Consider the following 24411-nt stretch of genomic DNA (forward strand, 5'->3'; position numbering starts at 1 on the left):
TTGCCTTTGTTAAATTTTGCATTCTGAGTATCATAGCTAATAAATATATCTTATGAATGTTATTGCGCTCTTAACCATTTTTATTTTAATATCCTCAAGTGCTTACGCGAGTTGTATAGGTCACAAAACTTTTGTGCTTGCCATGAAGCAGCAAGTAGATAATTCGTCTATGAAAGGGAATGGAAACAATTCAGAATATATACACGAAAAGCTTCGGAAGATCATTCAGAATAATGTTAACCTCAAAGAAATATCTCGATTTGTAATGGGGAAATATTGGAATTTATCTACTCAGAAAGAAAAAGAAGAGTTTCTAAAAGAATATGAAGTATATCTCGCGCGTTTGTGCGCTAAAATTTTGTATAAATACATAAATAATAGTGAAATGATCATAATGAGTACAAGAGTAGTTGACGATGAAACTTGTCTGATAGGAACAAGATTTTCTTATGGTGATGAGGAGTTTACAAATATTGACTTTAAAGTTACTAAAAGTGACGGTTCTTTCTCAATAAACGATGTTGTAATGAGTGGAATAAGTATTGCTATTAATCAACGTTCTCAATTTAGTAAAAAGATCGACACGAATGGCATGGAAAGTGTAATAGATGAATTAAAACGTAACAATAATTTATGATATACATGCCTCATTGGCCTAAGCTGGTTGGCAGTAGGCCAAAGGATTTTTCTCTTGATCGCATAAAAAGCTTTCTAAATAAATTGGGTAATCCTGAGAAAAAAATACCGCCAATAATTCACATAGCTGGCACTAATGGCAAAGGATCAACGCTATCGTTTATAAGATATATAATGCAAGCAGCAGGGTATAAAGTTCATACGTACATTTCTCCACATTTAGTGAATTTTAATGAGAGAATAGTTGTTGCAGGCAATGATGTCGATGATAGTGAATTACATAACTCACTGGAAGAATGCCGTATAGCAGTTGCGGAACAACCTATCACTCTATTTGAGGCCGCAACAATTGCAGCTTTCTTAGCTTTTGCTCGCCATAAAGCGGATATTACTTTAGTTGAGGTAGGTATGGGTGGAAGGCTTGATGCAACAAATGTTATAGATAATCCGATTCTAACGATCATCACTTCCATTGCACTTGACCATACAGAATATCTTGGTCCTACCGTAGAAACCATAGCAGGTGAAAAGGCTGGAATAATGAAACCCAATGTTCCTTGCGTAATAGCACCACAAGAAAAATCTATAACGAACACATTAGAACATCATGCAATAAATAAGAAATCTCCTCTGTATAGAGGAGGGCTTGAATGGAATTGCGAAAAACAGAATAACAGGATGGTCTTTCAATCGACTATTCAATCAATAGAATTTTCTTTGCCATCTTTAAAAGGAGACCATCAAATAATCAATGCAGGAAACGCAATTGCAGCATGTAGCATTTTGAGTGGGAAGTATGGATTTAATATTGGAGAAGAGGATATTGCTTCAGGTTTACAGAGCACTTATTGGCCTGCACGGCTAGAGTCTATAAAAGAAGGTAATTTAATTTCTTTATTACCAAAAGATTGGCAATTATTTCTAGATGGTGCACACAACAATGATGGTGCCAGAGTGTTAGCTGGGTGGATAAAAGACAATTTTTCTGAAGGTGTTTATACGATCTTTGGTGTCACTCGCAATAGAAATGTGGCAGAGTTCTTAGAGCACTTAAAGCCATACATCAAACTACTATGCGCCGTTTGTGTTAAATCTGAACCTCAAGCAACAAGTACAGATTTCATCAGAGAAGTAGCTCATAATATAGGAGTAAATGCTGTTGAATGTGAATCAATCAGAGATGCTATATCAAATCACATACTAAAAGCTTCTATACAAAACATCAAAACCATACTAATCTGTGGCTCGTTATTTTTAGCCAGAGATTTGAGTATGGAGAATAATCAACCTACTTGATGAGCAGAGACGTTAAAAGCACCATAAGGATTTACAATGCTGCTTGGCTTTTTGGTTAATACTCCTATAGATACATTTTGTTCATCACCTATTCCTTCAGTTTTTACAAGATTTACAACTTTTCCCTCGTAGATTTCACTTGCTAAGTGTAGTAATAAACTACAACCTAATAATGCAGCGAATCCGATGAGTATTTTACTGTCTAAGCAATTAGATTGGTACTGTAACACCAAACCTGCTATTAATAAAATAGGAGGTAGATAACTCGGACATTGGAAAGTAAAAATGAAATATTTAAATCTTTTGCTTTTTAATATTTCTTCCCGTCTCTCTTCTTGATCTAAATTTTCACCTTGTTCACGTTGAGAATTCTGCAAGTCCACAGCTTCTTTAACTACAGAAGCTATCAAATAACCAGATAAGAAAAAAAAGTTGTAACTAATTTTATTAGGCTCGCACTAAACAAAATGCCAGGTGCATCAGTAAAATTAGCAGCCTTATATAGCTTTAACCCCAATTAAATATACGACACTAATGACGAGACGGACAGTAGGAATCTTACCAAACTAAAAACAAAATAATACTTTGTACGCTTATCATTCTGACCTTGCTGAATTGACTGTAAACACCTTTTCCATTCTTCAGGAATGATTAATCCCTGACTTCCACTTAGTGGTTTAATATATTGCAAAAGTGCTGCTTGATTTCTGTTAAAGGCCTCCATTTTTTATCGCTACCTCCTGGTTTATATTAGTGACACTTTCTTGATAACCTTCTATAATTTTTACTGTTATATTAGATATTTCTAAGAAGTTACGACCTTCTACTTCTTATACCTGAATGCCTATCTCTTTAAATAAACTTTCATTATAATTGTATTCTCTTTTTCTTAACTTATACCCCATATCCCCACCTAATAAATTAACTAACTATTAATGCTTTATAATATATAAATTTCCAAATCATTTCATTCATGCTTATTGTATGAATTATTTCTTTCACGACTACCATGATAAGTGTATGAAAGTTATCACTTAGTGCATAATAGCGCTTCAATGTTTAGGGTTACAGTTTTCATTAGTCATTTGAGTAACTCAAATCCGATTAATGCCAGTTCTATCTATCTTGTCACTTAAGTAGCCTCTATTTCAGCACAGGAATCTACTTCATAGTGATGTCATTCAAGTATCTGACATTGATTCCTTTATGATGCTGTTATCCCAGTGCTAGACACTGGGATCTAGTGAAATTTACTAGTATAAAAGTAATGTTAAAATACAATGTTTCCGATGCTTATGAAAAAGCTGGATTCCAGCGCCACGCGCTGGAATGACACCTTTTTAAATTACTTTCTTAATAAAGAAGAAGAAATTTACCAAGCAAAAAAAAGGCAAAAACCCCCTCCAGCAGTGAGTTTTGACCCTATGATAATGTAAATTGGCGTTATAATAATGTGCTAACTCTTATTTTAGGAGTGATTTGGCTGAATGTAGAAAAATTTAAAAGACATACAGCCGCTATAATGTTTATGTAATTTACCAATAAATATCTGATTTTTACTGAATTTTGCTGTTAAATCCGTGAATATTAAAAACAAGGATAAATAACCTCGCTACTATGGTAAGGGAGATGGCGTAATTTGTCAAGTTAAATAAGCTAAGTTATTAACATGTAATAATGCAGGGAGCTATTGCAGATTGAATGTTCACTAGCTTTGAGGTTTTGGTTTCATCTGTTTGCGGCTGACTAATCATAGTTCGAATGAAATTGGTTGCCATAAAGGCACAGCCTAGAATAAAAAAAGCAATACAAATAAAGGGGATAATAGGAAATTCAAGAGGTAATATAGATGTAATTTCTCCTATTAAAAATGAAACGTTAGATGTAATGTCGAGGCAGATCTTCATTAATTTATCTTGCCAAGAGGTATCGAGTTGCTTATTAAGGCCACACTGCCTAAAATGATCATTTAATGACCATATATTTAAAGCAAGGGAAAGTTCACCTAGCATAGTGCTGACAATAGTACATTCCAATCTTAAGGAAGAAATATTTAGGGCTAATGCTACTGTATACCCATCAAAGAAACAATAGATAGTGCAGCAACCAAGTGTTTTGAATAAGTTCGTATTTTTTTTCTGTAAATAAGACTCTCTTCCTCATAACTCACAAACTCAGCAGCAAACGCACATTCTATCATAACATTAGTTGACTTGAAAATCAATATAGAGTGCCCGGGAGAAGACTTGAACTTCCATAACTTGAAAAGTTACTAGCACCTGAAGCTAGCGCGTCTACCAATTCCGCCACCCGGGCTTTTTGTGATTTACCATGTTAAAATAAAATAATATACTCAAGTAGTTTTTAGCTCAAAGGTTATGCCAAATCTAGATCAAATATTTTTTACTCAGAACAACGTTAATATTAATAATGTATATAAAATAGTCAACAACGCTTTGAGCAATAGTGATGGTGGTGAGCTATTTTTAGAGTTTTGCCAATCAGAATCCCTAATTTTTGATGATAATATATTAAAACATATGGATTTAAATATCAGAAGAGGATTTGGTCTAAGGTCTTTTTGTCAAGATAGTACGTCTTTTGTTTGCTCTTCTGAGATTAGCGAAAAAGAAATTAGTAAAGCTGCTTCTATGGTAAAAAGTTCAGCATCTTTAAGCAAAACAAATTCAGTAAACTTAAATGAGGAGGCAAAAAGCCTGTATTCAACGATTAATCCCATAAATGAAATGGATCTGAGCTCAAAAATTAAACTACTCAATGAGATTAATGAGTATGTAAGGTCGAAGAATAACTGCGTGAAGCAGGTAAAAATAACTCTAAATGAAGAATGGCAAGTTGTACAAATAATAAAAGATGATCACAGGTTAAGCGATATTAGGCCTTTGGTACGTTTTAATGTACTAGTCATCGTAGAGAAAAATGGCCGGGCTGAGAGAGGTTCTGCAGGGTGCGGTGGAAGAGACTCTTATAGTAAATTTGTTTCTGAGAAGAAGTGGAAAGAAGTTGCAAACCAAGCGTTAGAGCAAGCACTAGTAAATCTTGAGGCAATTCCAGCTCCGGCTGGAGAGATGACAGTTGTTTTAGGTTCAGGTTGGCCAGGAATATTATTGCATGAAGCTGTAGGTCATGGACTTGAAGGTGATTTTAACCGTAAAGGAATCTCGGCATTTTCAAATTCTATGGGTAAACAAGTGGCAGCCAGTAACATTACTGTAATTGATGATGGAACTCTACCTAATTTGCGTGGTTCTATTAGCATAGACGATGAGGGTACTTTACCTGGCTATAATGTGCTTATAGAAGATGGAATTCTAAGAGGATATATGCAGGATCATATGAACGCTAAACTTATGGGTGTAAATCCAACTGGTAATGGTAGAAGAGAAAGTTACAAAGAAGTTACTATGCCACGCATGACAAACACCTATATGTTGCCAGGAAAATATACACCAGAAGAAATAATATCCAGTGTAAAGAGAGGCCTATATGCAGTAAATTTTGGTGGTGGACAAGTTGATATAACATCAGGAAAATTTGTTTTCTCATCTTCGGAAGCTTACCTAATAAAAAATGGTAAAATTACACAACCAGTCAAAGGAGCAACGCTAATTGGTGATGGGCCAACAGTGCTAAAAAAAGTATCAATGATTGGTAATGATCTAAAGTTAGATCCTGGTGTTGGTACGTGCTCAAAAGACGGGCAAAATCTACCTGTTGGAGTTGGTCAGCCAACACTCAAGGTTGATGCAATAACTGTTGGTGGAACTGAACATGTAGATAGGGCCTAAGCAAACTCAGCTCATACTGTACGATTGTACAATATTGTGACCATTATTCAAGTAGCTCATATAGATGCAAAAACTACTTAACAAATTTCTCTGCCTTCCTTGCCATAACGTGTATAACAATCTCACAAAAAATAATATCATAGAATTCAATAGGTGGTCTTTCAAAATCCTTAAGGAAAGTAAAATACTGTTTAAATAGGCCGATATAGATGGTTTTACGATATAATAAAATTATTATAAACAAGAACTTATAAACTCTAGCAAATGAATTTGTGAGTTTAGTGGTGTTAGGAATACCTGGCTCTTTTATGTTAATTGACATTCTCAATAACCTGCTCTAGAGATAGATTATATAATTTTGACAAGGTTCTTGGCATATGATATTTTTCCCGAATATAGGGAATGGTATAAATGACTTTATATCTATATCCAGCTCTAGAGGAAGATCTTCAATGTTTACGTCAATCCCTGATAAAAGATATTCTATGTTCATGTGCAGCTTTAGGGGGAAGATTTCTTTCACTTTTACTATTGCGACTCCCGATTCCACTAAAATCACTCTTTCCCTTAATTCATATTGATATGTTGACTCCATTTATTCCCTCACTTTTAACTTTTTCTTGCTTTACCATATCTCTTCCCCTCTTGTCTCTATCTTTATGTATTAAGCTATATAACTCAAAATCTTGATAAAATGCAGAAAAGTTTTTTTTAATTTCAGCTCCATCCTCGAAGAGTTGGAAAATAACTTTAAGCAAGTTAGTCAGCATTTTTCTGACGCAAAGGAACAAGTTTTAAATTTAGCTATCAACTCTGAAGATTTGGCAGGCAAGTTTCTTAATTATCACCCGAATATGTGCATAGTATAAAACTAGCTTGATAGACTTCAAGAGCTTTGCCTATGAAGTCAGTGTGCTTCTTAAAATGGAGTATAGTCCTATTACTTTAATTATAAAAATACGTTAAGCCTTCTTGCCAATTACTACAATATTTTCACTTGGAAAAAAGTAGTCAGGTATGGCCATGTTTTTTGGTGCAGGACCGCCAATTACTCGGCCTGATGTGTCATAATATGAACCGTGACAAGGACAGAACCAACCGTTGCCGTCTTTCGTAGCGTGATCAACTGGTACACATCCAAGATGGGTGCATATTCCAATCATAATTAACCATTCATCTTTCCCTTTGTATACTCTTTTTTCATCTGATTCAGGATCTCTCAAATTTTCTTCATTTATGGCTCTTGCAGCCTCAATCTCTTGTTTTGTGCGCTTGCGGATAAATACTGGCTTACCTTGCCATTTTACCTTTTTTCCTTGTCCTTCTTGAATATCAGATAGATTAACCTCAACCGTAGACATCGCTAAAACCTCAGCAGAAGGACTCATAGACTTAACCAATGGCCAAAGACCGCTTGCAGCTCCTATACCTGCCATGGCACACGTAGTTAATGTGATAAAATCTCTTCTACTCTTATTTTTGGCAAAATCTTTAACAAGAGATGTTTTTTTATTCTTCTCATTCGTCAATGATTTTTTATTTTTAGTTAACTTCTTATCCATCAATCTCTACTTGAACATAGACATACATTTTAATTTAAACACTATAGATTAATCAATAGAAATTTGCACTATTTGCTTAACCTTTGCTATACAGTTAAGAAGAAACAGAGTTTTCAATTTCGGAAATACTATCTTCAGTGGAATCAGGATCCTCAATTTTCGCGACTGACACCACCTTTTCTCTACTCTCTGTTTTAAACAGAGTGACTCCTTGAGTGCTACGTCCTGCAATTCTGATATCATTTACTGAAATACGAATTAACTTTCCTTTATCTGTAATAAGCATGATATTATCACCCTGTTCAACTGGAAAGCTAGCAACAACATTACCGTTTCTATCGGTAGTAAGGATATTTGTAATACCAACACCACCTCTACTTGTTATCCTATACTCATACGCAGAAGTTCTTTTACCAAAGCCATTTTCGGTAATAGTTAATATAAACTCCTCATTCACTACAAGTTTTAAGAATAATTCGTTATCTATCCCTAAATCATTCAAAGTCCTTTCCAATTTAGAATCAATGGAGCTATTAATCGCAGCCCCCAATCTTTTTGCAAGTGGAACTTTTAAGTAAAGTTCTTTTGTTTCTGTTGCTACACCTATCCCATTTAATATGGTCATAGATATCACGCCGTCATTCTTTGCAAGTTTGATACCTCTTACGCCATCTGAATTGCGACTTTTAAATTGACGCACATCACTCACAACAAATCTGATGCTTTTGCCGAATCTTGTTGAAAGAAAAACATGATCAATTTCATTGCATACTTTAACTGATATTAACTTATCTCCTTCATCAAGCTTGATTGCTATTTTTCCATTGCTTGGAATATAGTGAAAATCCGCTAAAGAATTGCGCCTTATGTTCCCATGAGCAGTAGCAAAAACTATGTTTTGATTTTCGTCATTTTCACTTGGTAATGGCATTATATTAGTCATAGTTTCACCATCACTAAGCGGGAATATATTAACAAGTGCTCTTCCACGTGCAGTTGGCTCTGCAAGAGGTAACTTATAAACTTTTAATCTATAAACTCGGCCAATATTAGAAAAGAATAAAAGGCTAGTATGGGTATTCCCAACAAATAATTTTGTGGTTACATCCTCTTCTTTTAATCCTTGTCCTAGCTTTCCTTTTCCACCACGACGCTGAGTTCTATAATGAGAAAGCTTCACACGCTTAATATAACCATTCATAGTTACGGTTATCACCATATCCTCTTGTGGAATTAGATCTTCAGCTTCAATGTCCGTATCTGATTCCTCTATTGAAGTTTTTCGCGGCACAGCAAATCTGTTCTTTATTTCTTGTAGATTGTTTTTTATTTCTTTCATCAACTTCTCTCTTGAGCCAAGAAAAGCGATATATTCTTTTATCAGGTTGATCATTGAACTTAGCTCAGCTTCTAATTTGCCTTTTTCAAGGCCTGTTAAACGTTGCAATTTTATGTCAAGAATAGCTCTCGTTTGCAACTCAGTTAATCTATACACTCCGTCTTTCAAAAAGCTCATGCTGTCTGAGATTAATCCAATAATTGTGTTTATCTCAGCTGAAGTTTTCCATTCTTTATTTAAAAGCTCTCTACTTGCTTCTGCAGGATCTTTTGCACCACGGATGATTTTTATCACTTCATCTATGCTCAAGACCGCAATGTAGAGCCCTGTATATATATGAGCTTTTTCCCTAGTTTTTCTTAGACGAAATTCTGTTCTCCTGATTAATACTTCTTTTCTAAAATCAACAAAAGCAGCTATAATTTCCCTTAATGACATCAAAGCAGGCTTGTTATTGTTGAGGACTAGAGTGTTAACACTAAAACTACTTCTTAGTGGAGTTAGTCCCAATATTTGATTAAGTATAAAACTCGCTTCAGCATTTCTTCTGAGTTCAATTACTATCCTAATACCAGACTGATCTGACTCATCCCTAATTTCTGTTATGCCATCAATTCTTTTTTCTTTTACAAGCTCACCTATCTTCTCAATTAATTTTACTTTATTTACCTGGTAAGGTATTTCATCAATCACTATTGCTTGCCTATCTTGTGTCAGGTCTTCCATGTGAGTCTTGCCTTGCACAACAATTGATCCACGACCCGTTGCAAATGCTGATCTTATTCCAGACCTTCCAAGAATCGTTCCCCCAGTTGGAAAATCCGGACCTGGTATCACTTCAAGTAACTCATCCAAAGTAACTTCAGGATTATCTATATATAACATACAAGCATCTATTATTTCTCCAAGGTTGTGAGAAGGAATATTGGTTGCCATACCAACTGCAACACCGCTTGCACCATTTACCAATAGATTCGGAAATTCTGCAGGCAGTACAACAGGCTCTGTTTCATTTCCATCATAGTTTGGCCTAAAATCAACTGTATCTTCGTCAATATCATTTAGTAAAAAATGCGACACTCTGTGGAGCCTTGCTTCTGTATATCGCATTGAAGCTGGCGGATCTCCATCTATTGAACCAAAGTTACCTTGCCCATCAATCAGTGGTAAAAGAAGAGAAAAATCTTGAGCCATCCTGACCAAGGAATCATAGATAGCCATGTCACCATGTGGGTGATATTTCCCCATTACATCCCCGACTATACGAGCTGCTTTTTTATACGGTTTACCGGCATCGAACCCAGCCCTCGACATTGCGTATAATATGCGCCTATGAACAGGTTTAAATCCATCTCGCACATCAGGTATAGCTCGACTTATGATCACACTCATTGCGTAGGAGAGATAAGAATCCTCTAGCTCTTTCACTATTGAAACTGGTACTATGTTGTCTTGCATTTCCTATATTTTGATTGAAATAATCGTAATGTTAATATTCAGCTAGGCTAATGGGCAATGACAGACTTGAACTGCCGACCTCCTCGGTGTAAACGAGATGCTCTACCAGCTGAGCTAATTGCCCCTCTAGAAACAATTCTATAGCTCAATGTTGTTGTTGTAAACAAAAATAGCGATACAAGCAACTCTTATGGAATCGCTGGGTGTGCACTATGGAGTTGTATAAATTTTAGTCTTGCTGCTACCTTGTATAAAGGTATTCTTTCACTTGCATTTTTTGACATGTTCAACAACTTTGAATAACATGCTGTGGCATTTTTAAAATCTGAGAGCTTATCTAGAATAACAGCTAAATTATAGGTATAAAAAACATTGTTTTGATCTAAAGAAGTTGCTGCTTTCATATATTCTTTAGCTTTTACGTAATCCCCTTTTTTCATATAGATCAAACCTAAATTTGCTGATAAAGGGGCGCTATTTCTGAGTGTATTATACAATTTCAACATTTTACTCAATGCTAAATTAGGATCATATTGTGAGATTATCGTCAGAAAATTCTTTAATACATAAGGGTTGCTAGGATATTCTTTTAACAGTCTTGTGTAAATCTCTACAGCTTTTTTAAATTCTTTGTTAGCGTAATAGATATTCCCTAGTCCAATTAAAGCACTTTCATGATAAGGAAATCTTGCAATAATCTGATTGAGGAGAGAAGTAGCTGTTTCACTATCTCCTAACTCAAAGGAATCTTTTGCTTTTTTTAAAATAGAGTGTATATCAAAATTCTTACCAGAATTATGCGAAATTTTGATATTAAATTTGTCACTTTTTCTCTCGAGAACATCAAGATCTTTATATTTTTTATCATCTTTTATATGCTTGATAACACTATCAAAGACCTTCTGTATCTCCAAATTTTCACTAGCATAGGTAACAGAAGACCTCCATAAAATCACAACGCAAATTAACATGCAGACAAACATAGATCCTAGTGTTGTGGCGTTGGCTGCAGCGCGTAACCAGTAAATCTTATTTCTTTGAACTATACGCAACACATTACAAATTCATAAATGCTAAATTACTTATCTTATCTAATAATAAAGATATTATTAATTGGCAGATAATATTTAGAATGAGTTAAAAGAGCACTTCTACACATTCCATATGGTTGCCAATTACACTCCTCACATGCGTAGTCAAATTTCTCTAAAGACATTTTCTTTCTAATTCTTTTGACTGCTTTACTCCAGGTCAAAATCTCGCCAATTTTTATTCCTAATATTTCCATATGCCTTCTATCTAGCTCTAAAACTTTAGCTTGTGTGGTACATTTACCTTGTTTAGTCTGGTTTGGGCAAACACTGCAAATATTGTCAAGATTATCAACTACTTCGATTTTAGTATTAGGATCACTAATTACTTTACTTGCTATCTTTTTGTAATTTTCTACAAAGCTCCGAGAATATCCATACCCTTGAAATGCAGGAGTGCACATAAAATGATGAGGACGAAACCTTATCACTTTTTCAAATAATGCAAAGCTGCTACAAGTAGAAAAATTTTTACTAAACCAGGAAGGATGAATGGTAAAACACCTACCATTATTGCTTGTTTTAGACCCACGTAAATAGTAAGCCAACTGATACCATAAATAAAGACTACGACTGTACCCGCCAGACAACTTAAAGAATTACACATAAATGATTTATATTTAGAGTTCAGTAATTCATTTACTCTACTCATTACTACAACAGAAACTAAACAGCCAATCAAATATCCACCTGTTGGCCCGAGAAAAATGTGATGACCACCAGAAAAATTCGCAAAAACAGGAAATCCTGCTACACCAAGTGACAGATATGTAAGCACAGAATAGAATGCTGTTCTGCGGTTAAATTTAAGCCCAACAATCATTAATCCTAAAGTTTGCAATGTGATAGGCACAGGCTGCAATGGTATGCTTATTTGAGCCATCAAGAATAAAAGTAAAACACAAGACAATATTTCAGCCAGTGTTGACCTACTGCTTGATTGTGTTATAAACATATCTTCCCAATAAAAATAACTTACTATATGTAATATATGTGTATAAGAGGTTTTGCAATTTAAATTTTGCTTATATTGCGCTATAATGAATTGTTTATGCACTATTTAAAAATGATGAGTAAACAAGATCTATTATCGTTAATGAAAGAAAGACACAGCGGACGTTCATACGATCCTACAAGAGCAATTTCTCAGAAAGAAATGGATATTTTAATAGAAGCTGTAAGGCTCACACCCTCATGTTTTGGTGATGAACCTTGGCGATATGTGATATGCAACAAACAGAACAATCAAAGCGCATGGAAAAAATTGTTCGGTTGTCTTGATGAATCTAATCAAAAGTGGGCAAAAGATGCACAAATACTAATTATATCTCTAAGCGCTAAGAACTTTCGCAAACAAGGTAAAGGAGAAAATTTTTGGGCTAAGCATGATACTGGTGCAGCAAATTATGCACTTATGCTGCAGGCTGCAGCTATGAACTTAGTAGCTCATCAAATGGGTGGGTTTAATAGAGATAAAATAGTTAAGAGATTCAATATACCTGATGATTTTAATGTAATGTCAGTGATAGCAGTTGGTTATGAAAAAGAGGGTACTGAAGTCAAAGAAAAACAAAGAAGACCAATAAAAGAAATATTCTTTTATGACGAATGGCCAGCGAGCTGACTTGACCATTCTTCTCTTAATATCTTAATATATGAATTATTTGGCAAATAATTTTTTTTTCATCCTACCCTCTTCAATTGCTTGCCAATCTTTCCACGATAATTTCTTACTTCCAAGTTCATAGTCCATCCCATATATCTTCTCGAAAGCCATAAACAGCAAAATGCCAATTATATTCATTAAAAATAGAAGTAATATCTCGAAAATAGTGCTCTAATCCTTTTGAGCAGCGGTGCCCGCCAAACTCTCCAGCAAGGATCTTATAATCTGTTATATTATACCTCTTTTGGAAAATTTTTACAGGTTCTATATATGATTTTAACTTATCTTTATTCCAATACTCTACTTTTTTTGCATCAAAAGATTGAACATGTTCAGGGTAGGCGAAGTTACCTTGGTTTAATTTTAAGTTTGTATAAGCAAAGGGCTCACATATATGAAATGAATAAAGAACATTTATCACTAACTGGTTCAAATTTTTTAAAAGTATTAGAGTCAGCATAACTGCTGCTATCAAGTATTATTGGGGTATCTGAGCCAACTTGGCGGATACTGTTTACCACGTTGCTATAAAAGCCAAATAGATTCTTCTGAACTTTGCTTTATTCTAGGTTAGAAATAGCCGAGTCTGCAGTATTATAAAGCCTTTCTGGATGTGGTTCATTTAAGATATTATATCTAAAATAGCAGGACGATCTTTAAGCTCTTTCGCAAGATCTTGCCAAAATTTTGCTGCTTGTTTTTGAAAAGATTGATCTGACTATAAACGTAAATCATCTTTATCGTGATTATTTTGCTTCCATCTAGATCCAGGTAAGCTAAGCATCGTTAACACTACTGTTATTTTTTATTGATGAAAAGCATCTAAAACATCTTTCAGACCTTTCAGGTCTTTGGAAATCAGGCCCGGATAATTGTCTGCATTGCCTAAGAGGGAGTCACGTTGCGTAGTTTTAAATTTGTCAGGAGCAAGACGAATAAAACCAATTTTGTATTCCTTTGCTGCTTTGATTAAGTCACTATCAACTTTTCTATTTAAAACATTTGCTCCCTTTCTAACTCCAGTTTGCCAAAAGAGCATTTTGCTGTTCTCCGGTATTGACTTAGCACTCACATTACAGAAAACTATAGAATACAAAACAGCTGTAATTAGAAAAAAAATTTCACTTATATAATTTTGCTATAATGATAAGTAACCTAACAGACAAGATCCCGTTTGTAAAGATGCATGGTACTGGTAATAGTTTTGTTATCATAGACTCACGTTCAGCAAATAATTTAGACTGGAATTATAGACAAATTGCTGATCAAGGCAGTTGTGATCAAGTGATAATTATAACAATGTCTAATGCTGCAAACTGCTTTATGCATATCTACAATGCTGACGGTAGTCGAGCTGAAATGTGTGGAAACGCAGCACGCTGTGTTGGATATTTGATAATGTCAGAAAAAGGTACTGAATATATCACTATTGAGCTGATAAATAATCGTATCTTAGAATGTTTTAAAGTAGGTGATAAATCAATAAAGGTCAATATGGGTAAACCACTTCTTAAATGGAATGAAATTCCTCTTTCTTGTGAATGCGATCCCCTTTATCTACCTATAGAGGTTGAAATGCTGAAAGAGCCAGTTTCAGTAAATATTGGTAACCCTCATATAGTTTTTTTTGTTGATAACATAAGCGAAATACCATTGCAGAATTTAGGACCAAAGCTAGAAAATCACGAATTATTTCCTCAGAAAACAAATGTTAGTATTGCACAAATAGAAAAATCTGGAGAAATAAACTTAAGAGTTTGGGAAAGAGGAACGGGTATTACTGCTTCATGTGGTAGTGCGGCTTGTGCAGCACTTGTTGCATCTATACTTCGTAAGTGCTTGGCTACCAAACAAACTTCAGTGCATTTACCAGGAGGTCAGTTACTGATTGAGTGGTCGAAAAATATACTGATGACGGGGGATATAGGGTTTTTATGACTTATGCTAGGCACTGACACTCATTACTTCTAACACCTTTTTACCAATCACAGCAGGGGTTTCTGCAATCGCAATTCCAGCACTACGCATAATCTCTAACTTTGCACCAGCACTTCCTCCACTAGAGGAGATAATAGCCCCAGCGTGCCCCATACGTCTTCCTGGAGGTGCTGTTTGACCTGCTACAAAACCAATGATTGGCTTTTTAGTTTTTTCTGTTCTCACAAAATGTGATACATCCTCTTCTTCGTTTCCACCTATTTCACCAATAACCACAATACCATGAGTGTCATCATCTTTCAAAAACAATTCCATACAATCAACAAACGTCATACCATGAACAGGATCCCCTCCAATTCCTATACATGTTGACTGACCAAGACCAACAGCAGTTGTTTGTGCTACCGCCTCATAAGTTAAAGTTCCAGAGCGAGACATAATTCCTATATGTCCACGTCTGTGAATATGTCCTGGCATAATTCCTACTTTGCATTCTTCGGGTGTAATAACCCCTGGACAGTTTGGGCCAATCAATCGACTGTTTGAACCAGAGAGAGCGTGCTTTACCTTTACCATGTCAAGTATAGGAATGCCCTCTGTGATGCAAACTATTAATTCTATCTCTGCATCTATTGCCTCAAGTATCGCATCAGCTGCAAATCTAGCAGGTACATATATAACAGTAGCATTCACGTCAGTTTTTTCTTTAGCCTCTACTACGGTATTAAAAACTGGTAAATTAAGGTGAGTGCTTCCACCCTTGCTAGGAGTTATACCACCAACCATTTTGACTCCATAGCTAATTGCTTGTTCCGAATGAAATGTGCCTTGTGCACCAGTAAAGCCCTGACATATTAATCTTGTATCTTTATTTACTAAAACAGACATACCCTACTTCACCTCTTGTACTATTTTCTGTGCAGCCTCGTCAAGTTCGTCTGCAGCAATAATATTTAGCCCCGACTCTTCTAAAATTCTTTTTCCTTCTTTGAAGTTAGTGCCTGATAATCTAACCACTAAAGGGACCTTAATATCTATTTCTTTTGCAGCTTCAACTACTCCATTTGCAATGAGATCACAACGCATTATACCGCCAAATATATTAACCAAAATTCCTTTTACATTACTATCAGACAATATAATTTTAAATGCTTCAGTGACAGTTTCCTTACTTGCTCCACCACCAACATCTAGAAAGTTAGCAGGCTCTGCTCCATAGTACTTTATTATATCCATTGTTGCCATAGCAAGACCTGCACCGTTCACCATGCAACCAATATTGCCATCCATTTTTATATAACTGAGACCATGCTTTGAAGCTTCTATTTCTTCTTTGACTTCTTCATCGTAATCACGTAGGCTCACGATTTCTGAATGACGGTACAGAGCATTGTCATCAAAATTAATTTTAGCATCAAGTGCAATAAAATCCCCGGCATTCGTTTCAACTAGGGGATTAATTTCTATCTGGCTCGCATCAGTTGTAATAAACGCATCATATATATTTTTTGCAATATTAGTTACCTTTCCTATTTGTTCTGAACTCAGATTAAAGCTATTGCAAAGCTCATTGTTACCAAAACTTGTAAAACCAGTAGCAGGGTCAATATCAAAATTCACAATCTTTGCAGGAGAATTTTTTGCTACTTCTTCGATATCCATTCCACCTTCCGAAGAAAATATAAATACTAGTCTACTAAGCTTTGGATCGACTACTAGACTCAAATAGTATTCCTTTTTAATGCTTGAACCTTCTTCAATGTATACTCTCTTTACCTGCTGTCCGCTTGGCCCTGTTTGATGAGTAACTAAAGCTACGCCAAGCATGTCCTTTACAAGTTGTTGAGCCTCTTTAGCTGACTTTGCTAGCTTTACTCCACCAGCTTTACCCCGACCACCTGCATGAATCTGAGCTTTAACCACATACACGTCAGATTTCAGTTGATTTATTTGAGTTTCTACTTCTTCTGCAGATGTGGCAACAAAACCCTTTGGTACCGGAACATTAAACTTGTGTAAAATTTCCTTTGCTTGATATTCGTGAATATTCATAAGATAACTAATTATTAACCTTAGTAAAAGCTACCAACCATAACGCTGTCTCCTGCATTCCTGCTGATACCTCTTTTTCCTTGCTTCAGCTTTTTTTTTAGCTGTTTTCTCCGATTTCTTTTCGTGATATTTTTTTTTCATTTTGACCCCTCTTCCTTCCTTCTGAATTATTTTTTTCAACACCGGAAGAGCTCTATCTACATCACCATAATGGACTGATACTTCAATCAAACTCTATACCTCCTTCGGTAATCACTTCAAAATCCATTTATAGATTAGAAAATTAACATTGTCAATTATTTTATAAACTTGAGCGATAGAATATGATATGCAGTGATTTATATGAAAAAAAGCTTCATTTTGCTGTCAATCATTTACTTGCTGATAAAAATTGCTCTTGGGCTACAGTGCTCTTGTAATTTTTCCAATCTCGGGGCGGAGAGATTTGAACTCCCGACCCTTTGGTCCCAAACCAAATGCGCTACCAGGCTGCGCTACGCCCCGACTTCTTTACTAAGAGTATCTATAGTTCGGAAAAATGCAAGTTTCATTTATTTCTTTTAGGAAAAATATAATTCAGATTTCTTTATATAGAGTGTCAAGTTGCACTAGCCATATTAAAAAAATCTAGCTATACCAATTGGTGAAGGTTAATGCAGCAACTACAGCAGTATCAACTCTCAAAATTCTTTTTCCTAGACTCAGTTTCTGACAAAATTTATTGGCAGAATCAAGTTCGCAAGATGAAAAACCCCCTTCGGGGCCAACAATAATAGCAACGTTTTTCTTGCCTTTTAGAACTTTATTAGGAGGTTGTCCTTCACCTGTTTCATCACACAAAACAAAATTTTTATTCTGAGAATCGGATAATTCACAAAAATTAATAGGAAGAAAAATCTGTGGTATACTTGTCCTACCGGATTGTTCCGCAGCTTCAATTGCCTGTAATTTCGCTCTACTTAGGTTAATGTTTTTTACTACTGTACGTTCTGTTGAAATAAATTGAATGCAGGTTACTCCCATTTCAGTTGCTTGTCTTACTATGTTGCTTAAGGCGCCGCTTTTTACCAGAGCACAATACAAATATAGATTTTTTTCATGTTGTTGTTGTTTAGTGCGTTCTTTTATTATAATTTTTGTCGATTTGCTTGATATATTCACTACTTCTCCTAACCATTCTCCATCCTTTCCATTAAAAAGATAGATTTTATCATGCTTCTTAAGCCGCATTACATTGTAAATATAGTGACTTTGTCGTGGATGAAGCACCGAACTTACATTTTTTGATAAAGCTTCTTCAACATAAAGCCTAATTTTTTTCATTGAAAACTTTAGTTATTTGCATTCTGTTTGAGTGACTCTTACGGGATTTGAACCCGTGTTACCACCGTGAAAGGGTGGTGTCCTAACCACTAGACGAAAGAGTCAACTTGAATCTAACTGAGTTATATCGATTATACATATAAAGTCAATTCAATTATTTTGAATCACACAGTTAGAGTGATATATCAGTGATTTTATATCGACAGTCTCCTATTACCCCATGTTTAATGCTTACTGAACCTATCTCAGATTTAGGAGCTTTAGATCCTAATTCTAATTTGTTTAACTTTTGTATCTGATACATCTTCATAAACAGGTTATCCTGATATACTAGAACAACCACTATCTTTCAATAATAAATTCAGCAGACCCTTTATGCATATCATATACTTCAGCATAAATGGATTCTTCCGATACTCTCAACTTTTCTAATTAGTTGCTAACCTTAGCGTCATATACCTCATCATAAATGGGCTCTTTTAAAAGAAAAAATCATCATGCTCAAAAATTCTAGTAGGTTTTTTAGGTATGATCTTTGAGACTGTCCTTATCTCCGTACTGCATATCTTCTGATGCTATTTTGTATTGAAGGATTACATTTCCTATACTATTATTTATTTCATTAATATTTGCTTCAGCACTAATAAGTAACGTCATTACATTATGATCAAGATTTGTTACTGCATACTCTAAAGCTCGATTTAGAGTTTGATTATTATTCAAGCCAAATCACCACTTGTTCCTAAAAGGATTAATTTTAGAAAAGAGTTTTTCAAAGCTGTTTACTATATTATGGAGACTTGAAGCTAGCCTCATGCCTCTTAATATTGCTACTTCTAGAGGATTTAATTAAAAAAAACTATCTACTAACCCATGATTGTACCCCTCTATACAAAAGCTTACCATTCTGGTACAATCTTAAACTATAACGATTTATTTTATATTAATAACTGCTTTTTACACCCACTTAACAAGAGGAGGCATCGATATCATAATTGCATCGGGGTTGCCATTAGTCATTAAACCAAACCTTGTACCACGATCATAGAGAAGATTGAACTCCACATATCTGCCACGTTTTATCAATTGTTCTTCTCGTTGTTCTTTTGTCCAAGATTTTTGCATATGTTTGCGTATGATGTGTAAGTAAATTTCTAAAAAGGCTTCACCTACTGCTTTTGTGAACTCAAAATCATTTTTCCAGTTGCCAGAAGTTAGATTGTCATAAAAAATTCCACCAATACCACGTGGCTCTTTCCTATGTTGTAAAAAAAAGTAATCATCACATTGCTTTTTAAATTTCGGATAATATTCGATGTTGAACTCATCGCAAGTTGTTTTAATTGATTCGTGAATATACTTGCAATCTCCCTCATCTTTATAAATTGGAGTAAAGTCCATTCCTCCACCAAACCATTGTTTTGAGGTATATATCAGCCTTGTGTTCATATGTGCTGCAGGGATAAGGGGAGACTGCATGTGAGACACTAAAGATATACCGCTTGCCCAAAACTCTCCATTGCTTTCACTTGCACCAGGAATTTCATTAATGGCTGAGTCTTCGAGCTTTCCGTATACTCTTGAAACGTTTACTCCAACTTTTTCAAAAATATTACCAAAGATAATTGTAGATTCACCACTTCCTCCACCTGGTCGGTTCCACTTTCTTTTTTCGATTTTTGGTTGTGTGAATGACTGTACCTCAATTGATAAGAAAGATTCGGTGATCTTGTTTCTCAGTGCGCAGAACCATTCAAATGCTTGTGTCTTTTGTTTTTCCATAATGCCTTCTGTTTGCTTATTAATATTACTGTACTCTATGTTTACAGGGCTTAATTAGATTGGGATAGCAACTACCTATCAAGGATATTAATAAATCTATAATAATTAAATTAATATAGTAGAGTATTTTTATATGTGCAAGGATGCCAAGCAGTAATAATGGGTAAAAGATACATAGATAAGAAAAAAGAGAACAGAGTTGACTTCATACTAAGAAATTATGAGATATCAATTATTGTGATGGCAGTCATTATGTTCTTACCTCCAATAGCAATATCACTGCTCTATTTTTCTAATGTATATAGTCAGCATGTTAATATAGAGATTAATTTATTAATTAGCATTCTAATGACTCTCTTTGTGGTATATAATATAAAACGTTGCAAGTACCTACTTAATATCATAGAGTTTCAAAATGCGATATTTGCAAATGCGCTGAATCATAATACAGAGTTTTGTCTCATTTTACATAAAGATGAGGGTATTATTTATGCTGATGCGAGGTTCTACGCAAGGTTTAAAGATCACATAAACGATGATGTTACGCTAGATAAAATTCTTGAAGCAGGAGATGTGTCAGAAAAAGACAGAAAATCACTCTATCATGCTTTAAGAAATAACACTTCCGTAAAAGTATGCATCTCCTTAAGCAAGAAGAGTAGAATATCTAACTTTCTTTTGCTCTCTGAACCAATACCGGATAATCCACAAATTGCTATAAATAGTAACAAGACTTTAAATTTATCATTAGCCCCAATAGCAAGACCGAATGGGTATTTTGTACTGAAGGCAACACAGGTAAACAAAGAGCAGGTATATGAAGAGTTGATAGAGAAACACAATATAGCAACTTACGTTGCAAATACAAAAGGAGGTATCTTATCTGTAAATAAAAGATTTTTAGACATGTTTGAACTAAAAAAATTGGAAAAAGGTAGCTCAATCAATGATTTTATATCTCAATCTAAGTATGACGATACAATAACCAAAAATGAAATTATGTTTTTTACTATAAGCGGTGCTCCATTTAAGGCTTATATGAGTACTGCTATATTTTGTGATAAATACAATCATAGCTATATACATGGCTTTATAACACCAACTGAATCAAATATTGTTGATTATCAACTACACCCTTGTTTTACAAATTCGTCAATTGCTATTGCACAATGCGACATAAATGGCAATTTTATAAAGAAAAATATAGCATTAGTAAAACTTGCGGGGTCAAATAATGATTCTATCTTTACATTGATATCAGATGGTTATCACATGAAAGTGCGTGAATATTTTTCAAGTAATAGGATAAATAATGCCTCCTTTGATGTGCAGCTCAATGGCGGTAATAACATGAAAATATATTTTAATAAGTTTCTTCATAATAAAGTGATGTTCATACTTTGTTATTTTATTGATAATACTGAACGTAAAAAACTAGAGATAAAACTTGAGCATTATCAAAAGGTTCAAGCTATAGGGCAATTAGTAGGTGGTATTGCACATGATTTCAATAATATATTAACCGGAATAATAGGATTTTGTGATTTGCTTTTACTCCAGCACTCAGCTAGCGATCCATCTTTTGGAGATATAATACAGATACAGCAAAATGCAAAACGTGGTTCAAATTTAGTAAGGCAACTGCTTGCTTTTTCAAGAAGACAGACTTTGCAGCCAAAGATTATTAATGTAAATGGTACGATAGCTAATCTTTATGAAATGATCAAAAGATTAATAGGTGAAAATATAAAATTTAATATTTATTATGGTAGCGATTTGGGTGCTGTTAGGGCTGACCAGGGACAATTAGAGCAAGTTATGCTTAACTTAGCAGTTAATGCTGGTGCTGCTATGGAAAAGGGGGGAGAGTTAACTATACGAACCTTTAATCAAAAGGTTGATTCATTAAATTCTACACCTCAGGATATGTTTTCTCCAGATAAGGAAACGATTGAACATGGGAATTATGTTGTGATTGAAGTGATTGATACTGGATGTGGAATGACGAGTGATATAATTGAAAAGGCATTTGATCCATTTTTTTCTACCAAAGATATTACTTCTGGTACAGGTCTTGGCCTCTCTACTGTATATGGCATTATTAAACAAACCGAAGGATACATCTATGTTGCTAGCAAAGTGAATCATGGAACTAAATTTAGCATATTTTTGCCCATAGTTTACATATCGGATGAAAATGATAAAGAGGAAGATAGTAAAGAAATAGAGAAACCGGTAGAGACTAAAGGTAATGGTATAATTTTATTAATTGAAGATGAAGATTCAGTAAGGGAATTTACTGCTAAGGCTCTTACAAGAAAAGGATTTAATGTAATAGAAGCGAGTATAGGCAGCGAGGCACTAGAGATCATTAGAAAAAAAAATCAACACATAGATCTAATAATCACTGATGTAATCATGCCAGAGGTGAGTGGTCCAGAAATAGTTAAAGAAACATTGATACATAGGCCAAACATCAAAGTTATTTTTATTTCTGGGTATGCAGAGGATGCTTTCTTAAAGAGTGATGAAATCAATATAGAAGACTTCCATTTTTTACCCAAACCATTTACTCTGAATGAGTTGGGAAATAAGGTTCAAAGTGTGTTACACAAGACAAAAAAAGGCAGTTTACTTTGAGTATGATTGGCAACAAAAAAAATTTTTCTAATGCAAAAATTTCTTGCATATATACAATAGAATTATTTCATACATAAGATAAAAGGCGTGAGCAAGATCATTGCAGTAGTAAATCAAAAGGGTGGAGTTGGTAAAACTACAACTAGTATAAATTTATCAACAGCCTTTGCTGCTGTGGGAAAAAGTACTTTACTGGTAGATCTTGACCCTCAAGGAAATGCTAGTACAGGACTTGGGATTTCTTATCGTAGCAGGGAAGAAAAAAATATATATAAAATACTGCTGAGCAGAGAAAGTGAATTGGTGGAATCGGCAATTTTCAATATAAAGGAAATTCCAAGTCTGTCGCTGATTTCATCGGTGGTTGACTTATCAGCTGCAGAAATTGAGCTATCACAACTTGAGCAGGGAAAATTCGTACTAAAAGATACGCTAGAGAAAGTACGTAATAATTATGAGTACATAATTATCGATTGTCCTCCATCACTTGGTCTGCTTACTATCAATGCTCTGACCGCTGCTGACTCGATTATTGTTCCTCTTCAGTGTGAATTTTTCGCTCTGGAAGGATTGAGCCATTTAGTTAAGACTGTAGAGCTGATAAAAAGAAATAACCTAAACCCTTTCCTGTTAATAGAGGGAATATTGCTCACAATGTATGACAGACGCAATAAACTTAGTGAGCAGATTAAAAATGATATTTGCCAATATTTAGATGATAAAGTATATAAGACTATTATCCCCTTGTATGAGACCATTATTCCACGTAATGTACGGTTATCAGAAGCGCCTTCTCATGGAAAACCTGCTATTGTATATGATCTTAAGTGTCCTGGTGCACAAGCATATATAAGTTTAGCAAAAGAAATTTTAAAGAAACACATGAGCATCTGTAAAGAGGAAAAGCTGATGAGTGAGGGTGCAGCGTGAAGGACAATAGGCGATTAGGTAGAGGTCTTGCTGGCCTCATAGGCGATAATTATGGTAATAAAGAAGATCGGTTACCTGTTTCATTACTACACCCGAGTAAATTTCAGCCGAGAAAATATTTTGATAAGGAGTCATTAAAAGAACTTGCAGGTTCGATAGAGAAAAATGGTATAATACAACCTGTTGTGGTGCGCAAAGATCCAAATAATGAAGGTTATGAAATAGTAGCAGGGGAACGTCGTTGGCGAGCAAGTAAGGTCATAAATCTTGATAGTGTGCCGGTTATCATAAAAGATTTAAATGACAAGGAATGCTTAGAAGTATCGATAATTGAAAACATACAGAGGCAAGATATTAATCCAATAGAAGAAGGTGAGGCGTACAGAAAACTAATAGATGAATTCTCCTATACACACGAAGAATTAGCCTTAACTTTAGGTAAAAGCCGCAGTCACATAACCAATATGATACGAATGCTGTCACTCCCTAATGGAGTAAAAACAATGATCAACGAGAAAAAATTGTCTATGGGTCATGCAAGAGCATTGATTAATGTTAAAAATGCGGAAAGTATTGCAGAAAGAATAGTTTCTCAGGGCCTGAGCGTTAGGCGAACTGAAAAATTGATAAAAGACTTACAACAAAATAACGACCAAAAAGAGCATAAGTGTACTAAAAATCAAGATATGGCAGAATTAGAAGGAGCTATATCTTCTCAGCTTGGTTTAAAGATCAAAATTAATGAAAGTAATTCTAAGGGTAAAGTCATGATACGTTATAACAACTCAAATGAATTGGATTTTATATTGAAAATTTTGAATAGAAGACTTGAATCAGCTATTAATGTCGAAAGTAGCTCATAGAAATTTCTTGACAAACTTCTCACTTT

The 24411-nt window shown here is 34.8% G+C and carries 25 protein-coding genes, 4 tRNA genes and 1 pseudogene; 9 read left to right on the top strand and 21 right to left on the bottom strand.

Annotated features, from left to right (window positions below; translation table 11 throughout):
* The first annotated feature begins 52 nt into the window (after positions 1-52).
* The gene (locus wTpre_RS04095) at positions 53-637 is read left to right on the top strand and encodes an MlaC/ttg2D family ABC transporter substrate-binding protein (protein ID WP_179945508.1); all 585 of its coding nucleotides are present in this window, start codon (positions 53-55) and stop codon (positions 635-637) included.
* Entirely contained in the window at positions 634-1932 is a 1299-nt protein-coding gene (locus tag wTpre_RS04100; RefSeq protein ID WP_068652177.1) for a bifunctional folylpolyglutamate synthase/dihydrofolate synthase, read from the top strand. The genes wTpre_RS04095 and wTpre_RS04100 overlap by 4 nt, the downstream gene beginning before the upstream one ends.
* Here the strand turns inward: wTpre_RS04100 and wTpre_RS04105 are convergent.
* Positions 1920-2315, bottom strand: coding sequence for a hypothetical protein (locus tag wTpre_RS04105; RefSeq protein ID WP_245609384.1), 396 nt, complete (start codon positions 2313-2315; stop codon positions 1920-1922). The genes wTpre_RS04100 and wTpre_RS04105 overlap by 13 nt on opposite strands.
* Before the next feature lie 912 nt (positions 2316-3227).
* Between wTpre_RS04105 and wTpre_RS05705 the strand changes: the two genes are divergently transcribed.
* Entirely contained in the window at positions 3228-3368 is a 141-nt protein-coding gene (locus wTpre_RS05705) for a hypothetical protein (protein ID WP_157055017.1), read from the top strand.
* 228 nt (positions 3369-3596) lie between these two features.
* Here the strand turns inward: wTpre_RS05705 and wTpre_RS04115 are convergent.
* Together wTpre_RS04115 and wTpre_RS04120 are read right to left on the bottom strand one after the other, a co-directional pair.
* Positions 3597-4102: pseudogene (locus wTpre_RS04115) on the bottom strand (hypothetical protein).
* A gap of 61 nt (positions 4103-4163) precedes the next feature.
* A tRNA-Leu gene (locus wTpre_RS04120) sits at positions 4164-4248 on the bottom strand.
* Positions 4249-4310: 62 nt separating this feature from the next.
* On the opposite strand from wTpre_RS04120, the gene tldD reads away from it, so the two are divergent.
* Positions 4311-5741 carry a metalloprotease TldD gene (tldD, locus tag wTpre_RS04125; protein ID WP_068652181.1) on the top strand — a complete coding sequence of 477 codons (1431 nt, stop codon included), beginning with the start codon at positions 4311-4313 and terminating at the stop codon, positions 5739-5741.
* A 337-nt stretch (positions 5742-6078) separates the two neighbouring features.
* On the opposite strand, the gene wTpre_RS05850 is transcribed toward tldD, so the two are convergent.
* From wTpre_RS05850 to wTpre_RS04165, 8 genes are all read right to left on the bottom strand, one after another.
* Positions 6079-6336 (bottom strand): hypothetical protein, encoded by a 258-nt coding sequence (locus tag wTpre_RS05850; protein ID WP_179945503.1) that lies wholly within the window; start codon positions 6334-6336, stop codon positions 6079-6081.
* A complete protein-coding gene (locus wTpre_RS05855; protein WP_068652185.1) occupies positions 6314-6511 on the bottom strand; it encodes a hypothetical protein in 198 nt (65 codons plus the stop codon). Before wTpre_RS05855 ends, wTpre_RS05850 begins: the two co-directional genes overlap by 23 nt.
* A gap of 192 nt (positions 6512-6703) precedes the next feature.
* On the bottom strand, positions 6704-7303 hold the full coding sequence (gene petA / locus wTpre_RS04140; RefSeq protein WP_068652187.1) for a ubiquinol-cytochrome c reductase iron-sulfur subunit: 600 nt from the start codon (positions 7301-7303) through the stop codon (positions 6704-6706).
* 94 nt (positions 7304-7397) lie between these two features.
* Entirely contained in the window at positions 7398-10100 is a 2703-nt protein-coding gene (gene gyrA / locus wTpre_RS04145; RefSeq protein ID WP_068652190.1) for a DNA topoisomerase (ATP-hydrolyzing) subunit A, read from the bottom strand.
* Between the two features lie 51 nt (positions 10101-10151).
* Positions 10152-10224 (bottom strand) — tRNA-Val (locus wTpre_RS04150).
* 64 nt (positions 10225-10288) lie between these two features.
* Complete coding sequence (locus tag wTpre_RS04155; RefSeq protein WP_068652192.1) at positions 10289-11155, bottom strand: tetratricopeptide repeat protein; 867 nt, start codon at positions 11153-11155, stop codon at positions 10289-10291.
* A 32-nt stretch (positions 11156-11187) separates the two neighbouring features.
* Positions 11188-11622 (bottom strand): DUF1284 domain-containing protein, encoded by a 435-nt coding sequence (locus wTpre_RS04160; RefSeq protein ID WP_068652193.1) that lies wholly within the window; start codon positions 11620-11622, stop codon positions 11188-11190.
* Positions 11619-12146, bottom strand: a complete 528-nt coding sequence (locus wTpre_RS04165; RefSeq protein ID WP_068652195.1) for a biotin transporter BioY — start codon at positions 12144-12146, stop codon at positions 11619-11621. The genes wTpre_RS04160 and wTpre_RS04165 overlap by 4 nt, the downstream gene beginning before the upstream one ends.
* Before the next feature lie 96 nt (positions 12147-12242).
* Here wTpre_RS04165 and wTpre_RS04170 point away from each other — a divergent pair, with 96 nt between their 5' ends.
* The gene (locus tag wTpre_RS04170; protein WP_068652197.1) at positions 12243-12815 is read left to right on the top strand and encodes a nitroreductase family protein; all 573 of its coding nucleotides are present in this window, start codon (positions 12243-12245) and stop codon (positions 12813-12815) included.
* Between the two features lie 118 nt (positions 12816-12933).
* Here the strand turns inward: wTpre_RS04170 and wTpre_RS06920 are convergent, their stop codons facing one another.
* Positions 12934-13317, bottom strand: coding sequence for a hypothetical protein (locus tag wTpre_RS06920; RefSeq protein ID WP_245609385.1), 384 nt, complete (start codon positions 13315-13317; stop codon positions 12934-12936).
* Between the two features lie 345 nt (positions 13318-13662).
* Entirely contained in the window at positions 13663-13929 is a 267-nt protein-coding gene (locus wTpre_RS06925) for a hypothetical protein (protein ID WP_245609386.1), read from the bottom strand.
* 71 nt (positions 13930-14000) lie between these two features.
* On the opposite strand from wTpre_RS06925, the gene dapF reads away from it, so the two are divergent.
* The gene (dapF, locus tag wTpre_RS04180) at positions 14001-14795 is read left to right on the top strand and encodes a diaminopimelate epimerase (protein WP_068652199.1); all 795 of its coding nucleotides are present in this window, start codon (positions 14001-14003) and stop codon (positions 14793-14795) included.
* Positions 14796-14801: 6 nt separating this feature from the next.
* Here dapF and sucD read toward each other — a convergent pair whose 3' ends face one another.
* From sucD to hemF, 8 genes are all read right to left on the bottom strand, one after another.
* Positions 14802-15683, bottom strand: a complete 882-nt coding sequence (sucD, locus tag wTpre_RS04185) for a succinate--CoA ligase subunit alpha (RefSeq protein WP_068652201.1) — start codon at positions 15681-15683, stop codon at positions 14802-14804.
* 3 nt (positions 15684-15686) lie between these two features.
* Positions 15687-16847, bottom strand: coding sequence for an ADP-forming succinate--CoA ligase subunit beta (gene sucC / locus wTpre_RS04190; RefSeq protein ID WP_068652203.1), 1161 nt, complete (start codon positions 16845-16847; stop codon positions 15687-15689).
* A 30-nt stretch (positions 16848-16877) separates the two neighbouring features.
* The gene (rpsU, locus tag wTpre_RS04195; RefSeq protein WP_068652205.1) at positions 16878-17078 is read right to left on the bottom strand and encodes a 30S ribosomal protein S21; all 201 of its coding nucleotides are present in this window, start codon (positions 17076-17078) and stop codon (positions 16878-16880) included.
* A gap of 199 nt (positions 17079-17277) precedes the next feature.
* Positions 17278-17351: transfer RNA gene (locus wTpre_RS04200), tRNA-Pro, on the bottom strand.
* Between the two features lie 123 nt (positions 17352-17474).
* Positions 17475-18170 carry a 16S rRNA (uracil(1498)-N(3))-methyltransferase gene (locus wTpre_RS04205; RefSeq protein WP_068652207.1) on the bottom strand — a complete coding sequence of 232 codons (696 nt, stop codon included), beginning with the start codon at positions 18168-18170 and terminating at the stop codon, positions 17475-17477.
* 32 nt (positions 18171-18202) lie between these two features.
* Positions 18203-18274: transfer RNA gene (locus wTpre_RS04210), tRNA-Glu, on the bottom strand.
* 418 nt (positions 18275-18692) lie between these two features.
* Positions 18693-18893, bottom strand: coding sequence for a hypothetical protein (locus wTpre_RS07405; protein ID WP_410543215.1), 201 nt, complete (start codon positions 18891-18893; stop codon positions 18693-18695).
* Positions 18894-19127: 234 nt separating this feature from the next.
* Positions 19128-19952 (bottom strand): oxygen-dependent coproporphyrinogen oxidase, encoded by an 825-nt coding sequence (hemF, locus tag wTpre_RS04225; protein ID WP_068652209.1) that lies wholly within the window; start codon positions 19950-19952, stop codon positions 19128-19130.
* 159 nt (positions 19953-20111) lie between these two features.
* Here hemF and wTpre_RS04230 point away from each other — a divergent pair, with 159 nt between their 5' ends.
* From wTpre_RS04230 to wTpre_RS04240, 3 genes are all read left to right on the top strand, one after another.
* Entirely contained in the window at positions 20112-22592 is a 2481-nt protein-coding gene (locus wTpre_RS04230; RefSeq protein WP_068652211.1) for a response regulator, read from the top strand.
* Positions 22593-22679: 87 nt separating this feature from the next.
* Positions 22680-23522 carry a ParA family protein gene (locus wTpre_RS04235; protein WP_068652213.1) on the top strand — a complete coding sequence of 281 codons (843 nt, stop codon included), beginning with the start codon at positions 22680-22682 and terminating at the stop codon, positions 23520-23522.
* The gene (locus tag wTpre_RS04240; RefSeq protein WP_068652215.1) at positions 23519-24385 is read left to right on the top strand and encodes a ParB/RepB/Spo0J family partition protein; all 867 of its coding nucleotides are present in this window, start codon (positions 23519-23521) and stop codon (positions 24383-24385) included. Before wTpre_RS04235 ends, wTpre_RS04240 begins: the two co-directional genes overlap by 4 nt.
* The last annotated feature ends 26 nt before the right edge of the window (positions 24386-24411 follow it).

It is taken from the genome of Wolbachia endosymbiont of Trichogramma pretiosum (assembly GCF_001439985.1).
Classification (GTDB): Bacteria; Pseudomonadota; Alphaproteobacteria; order Rickettsiales; family Anaplasmataceae; genus Wolbachia.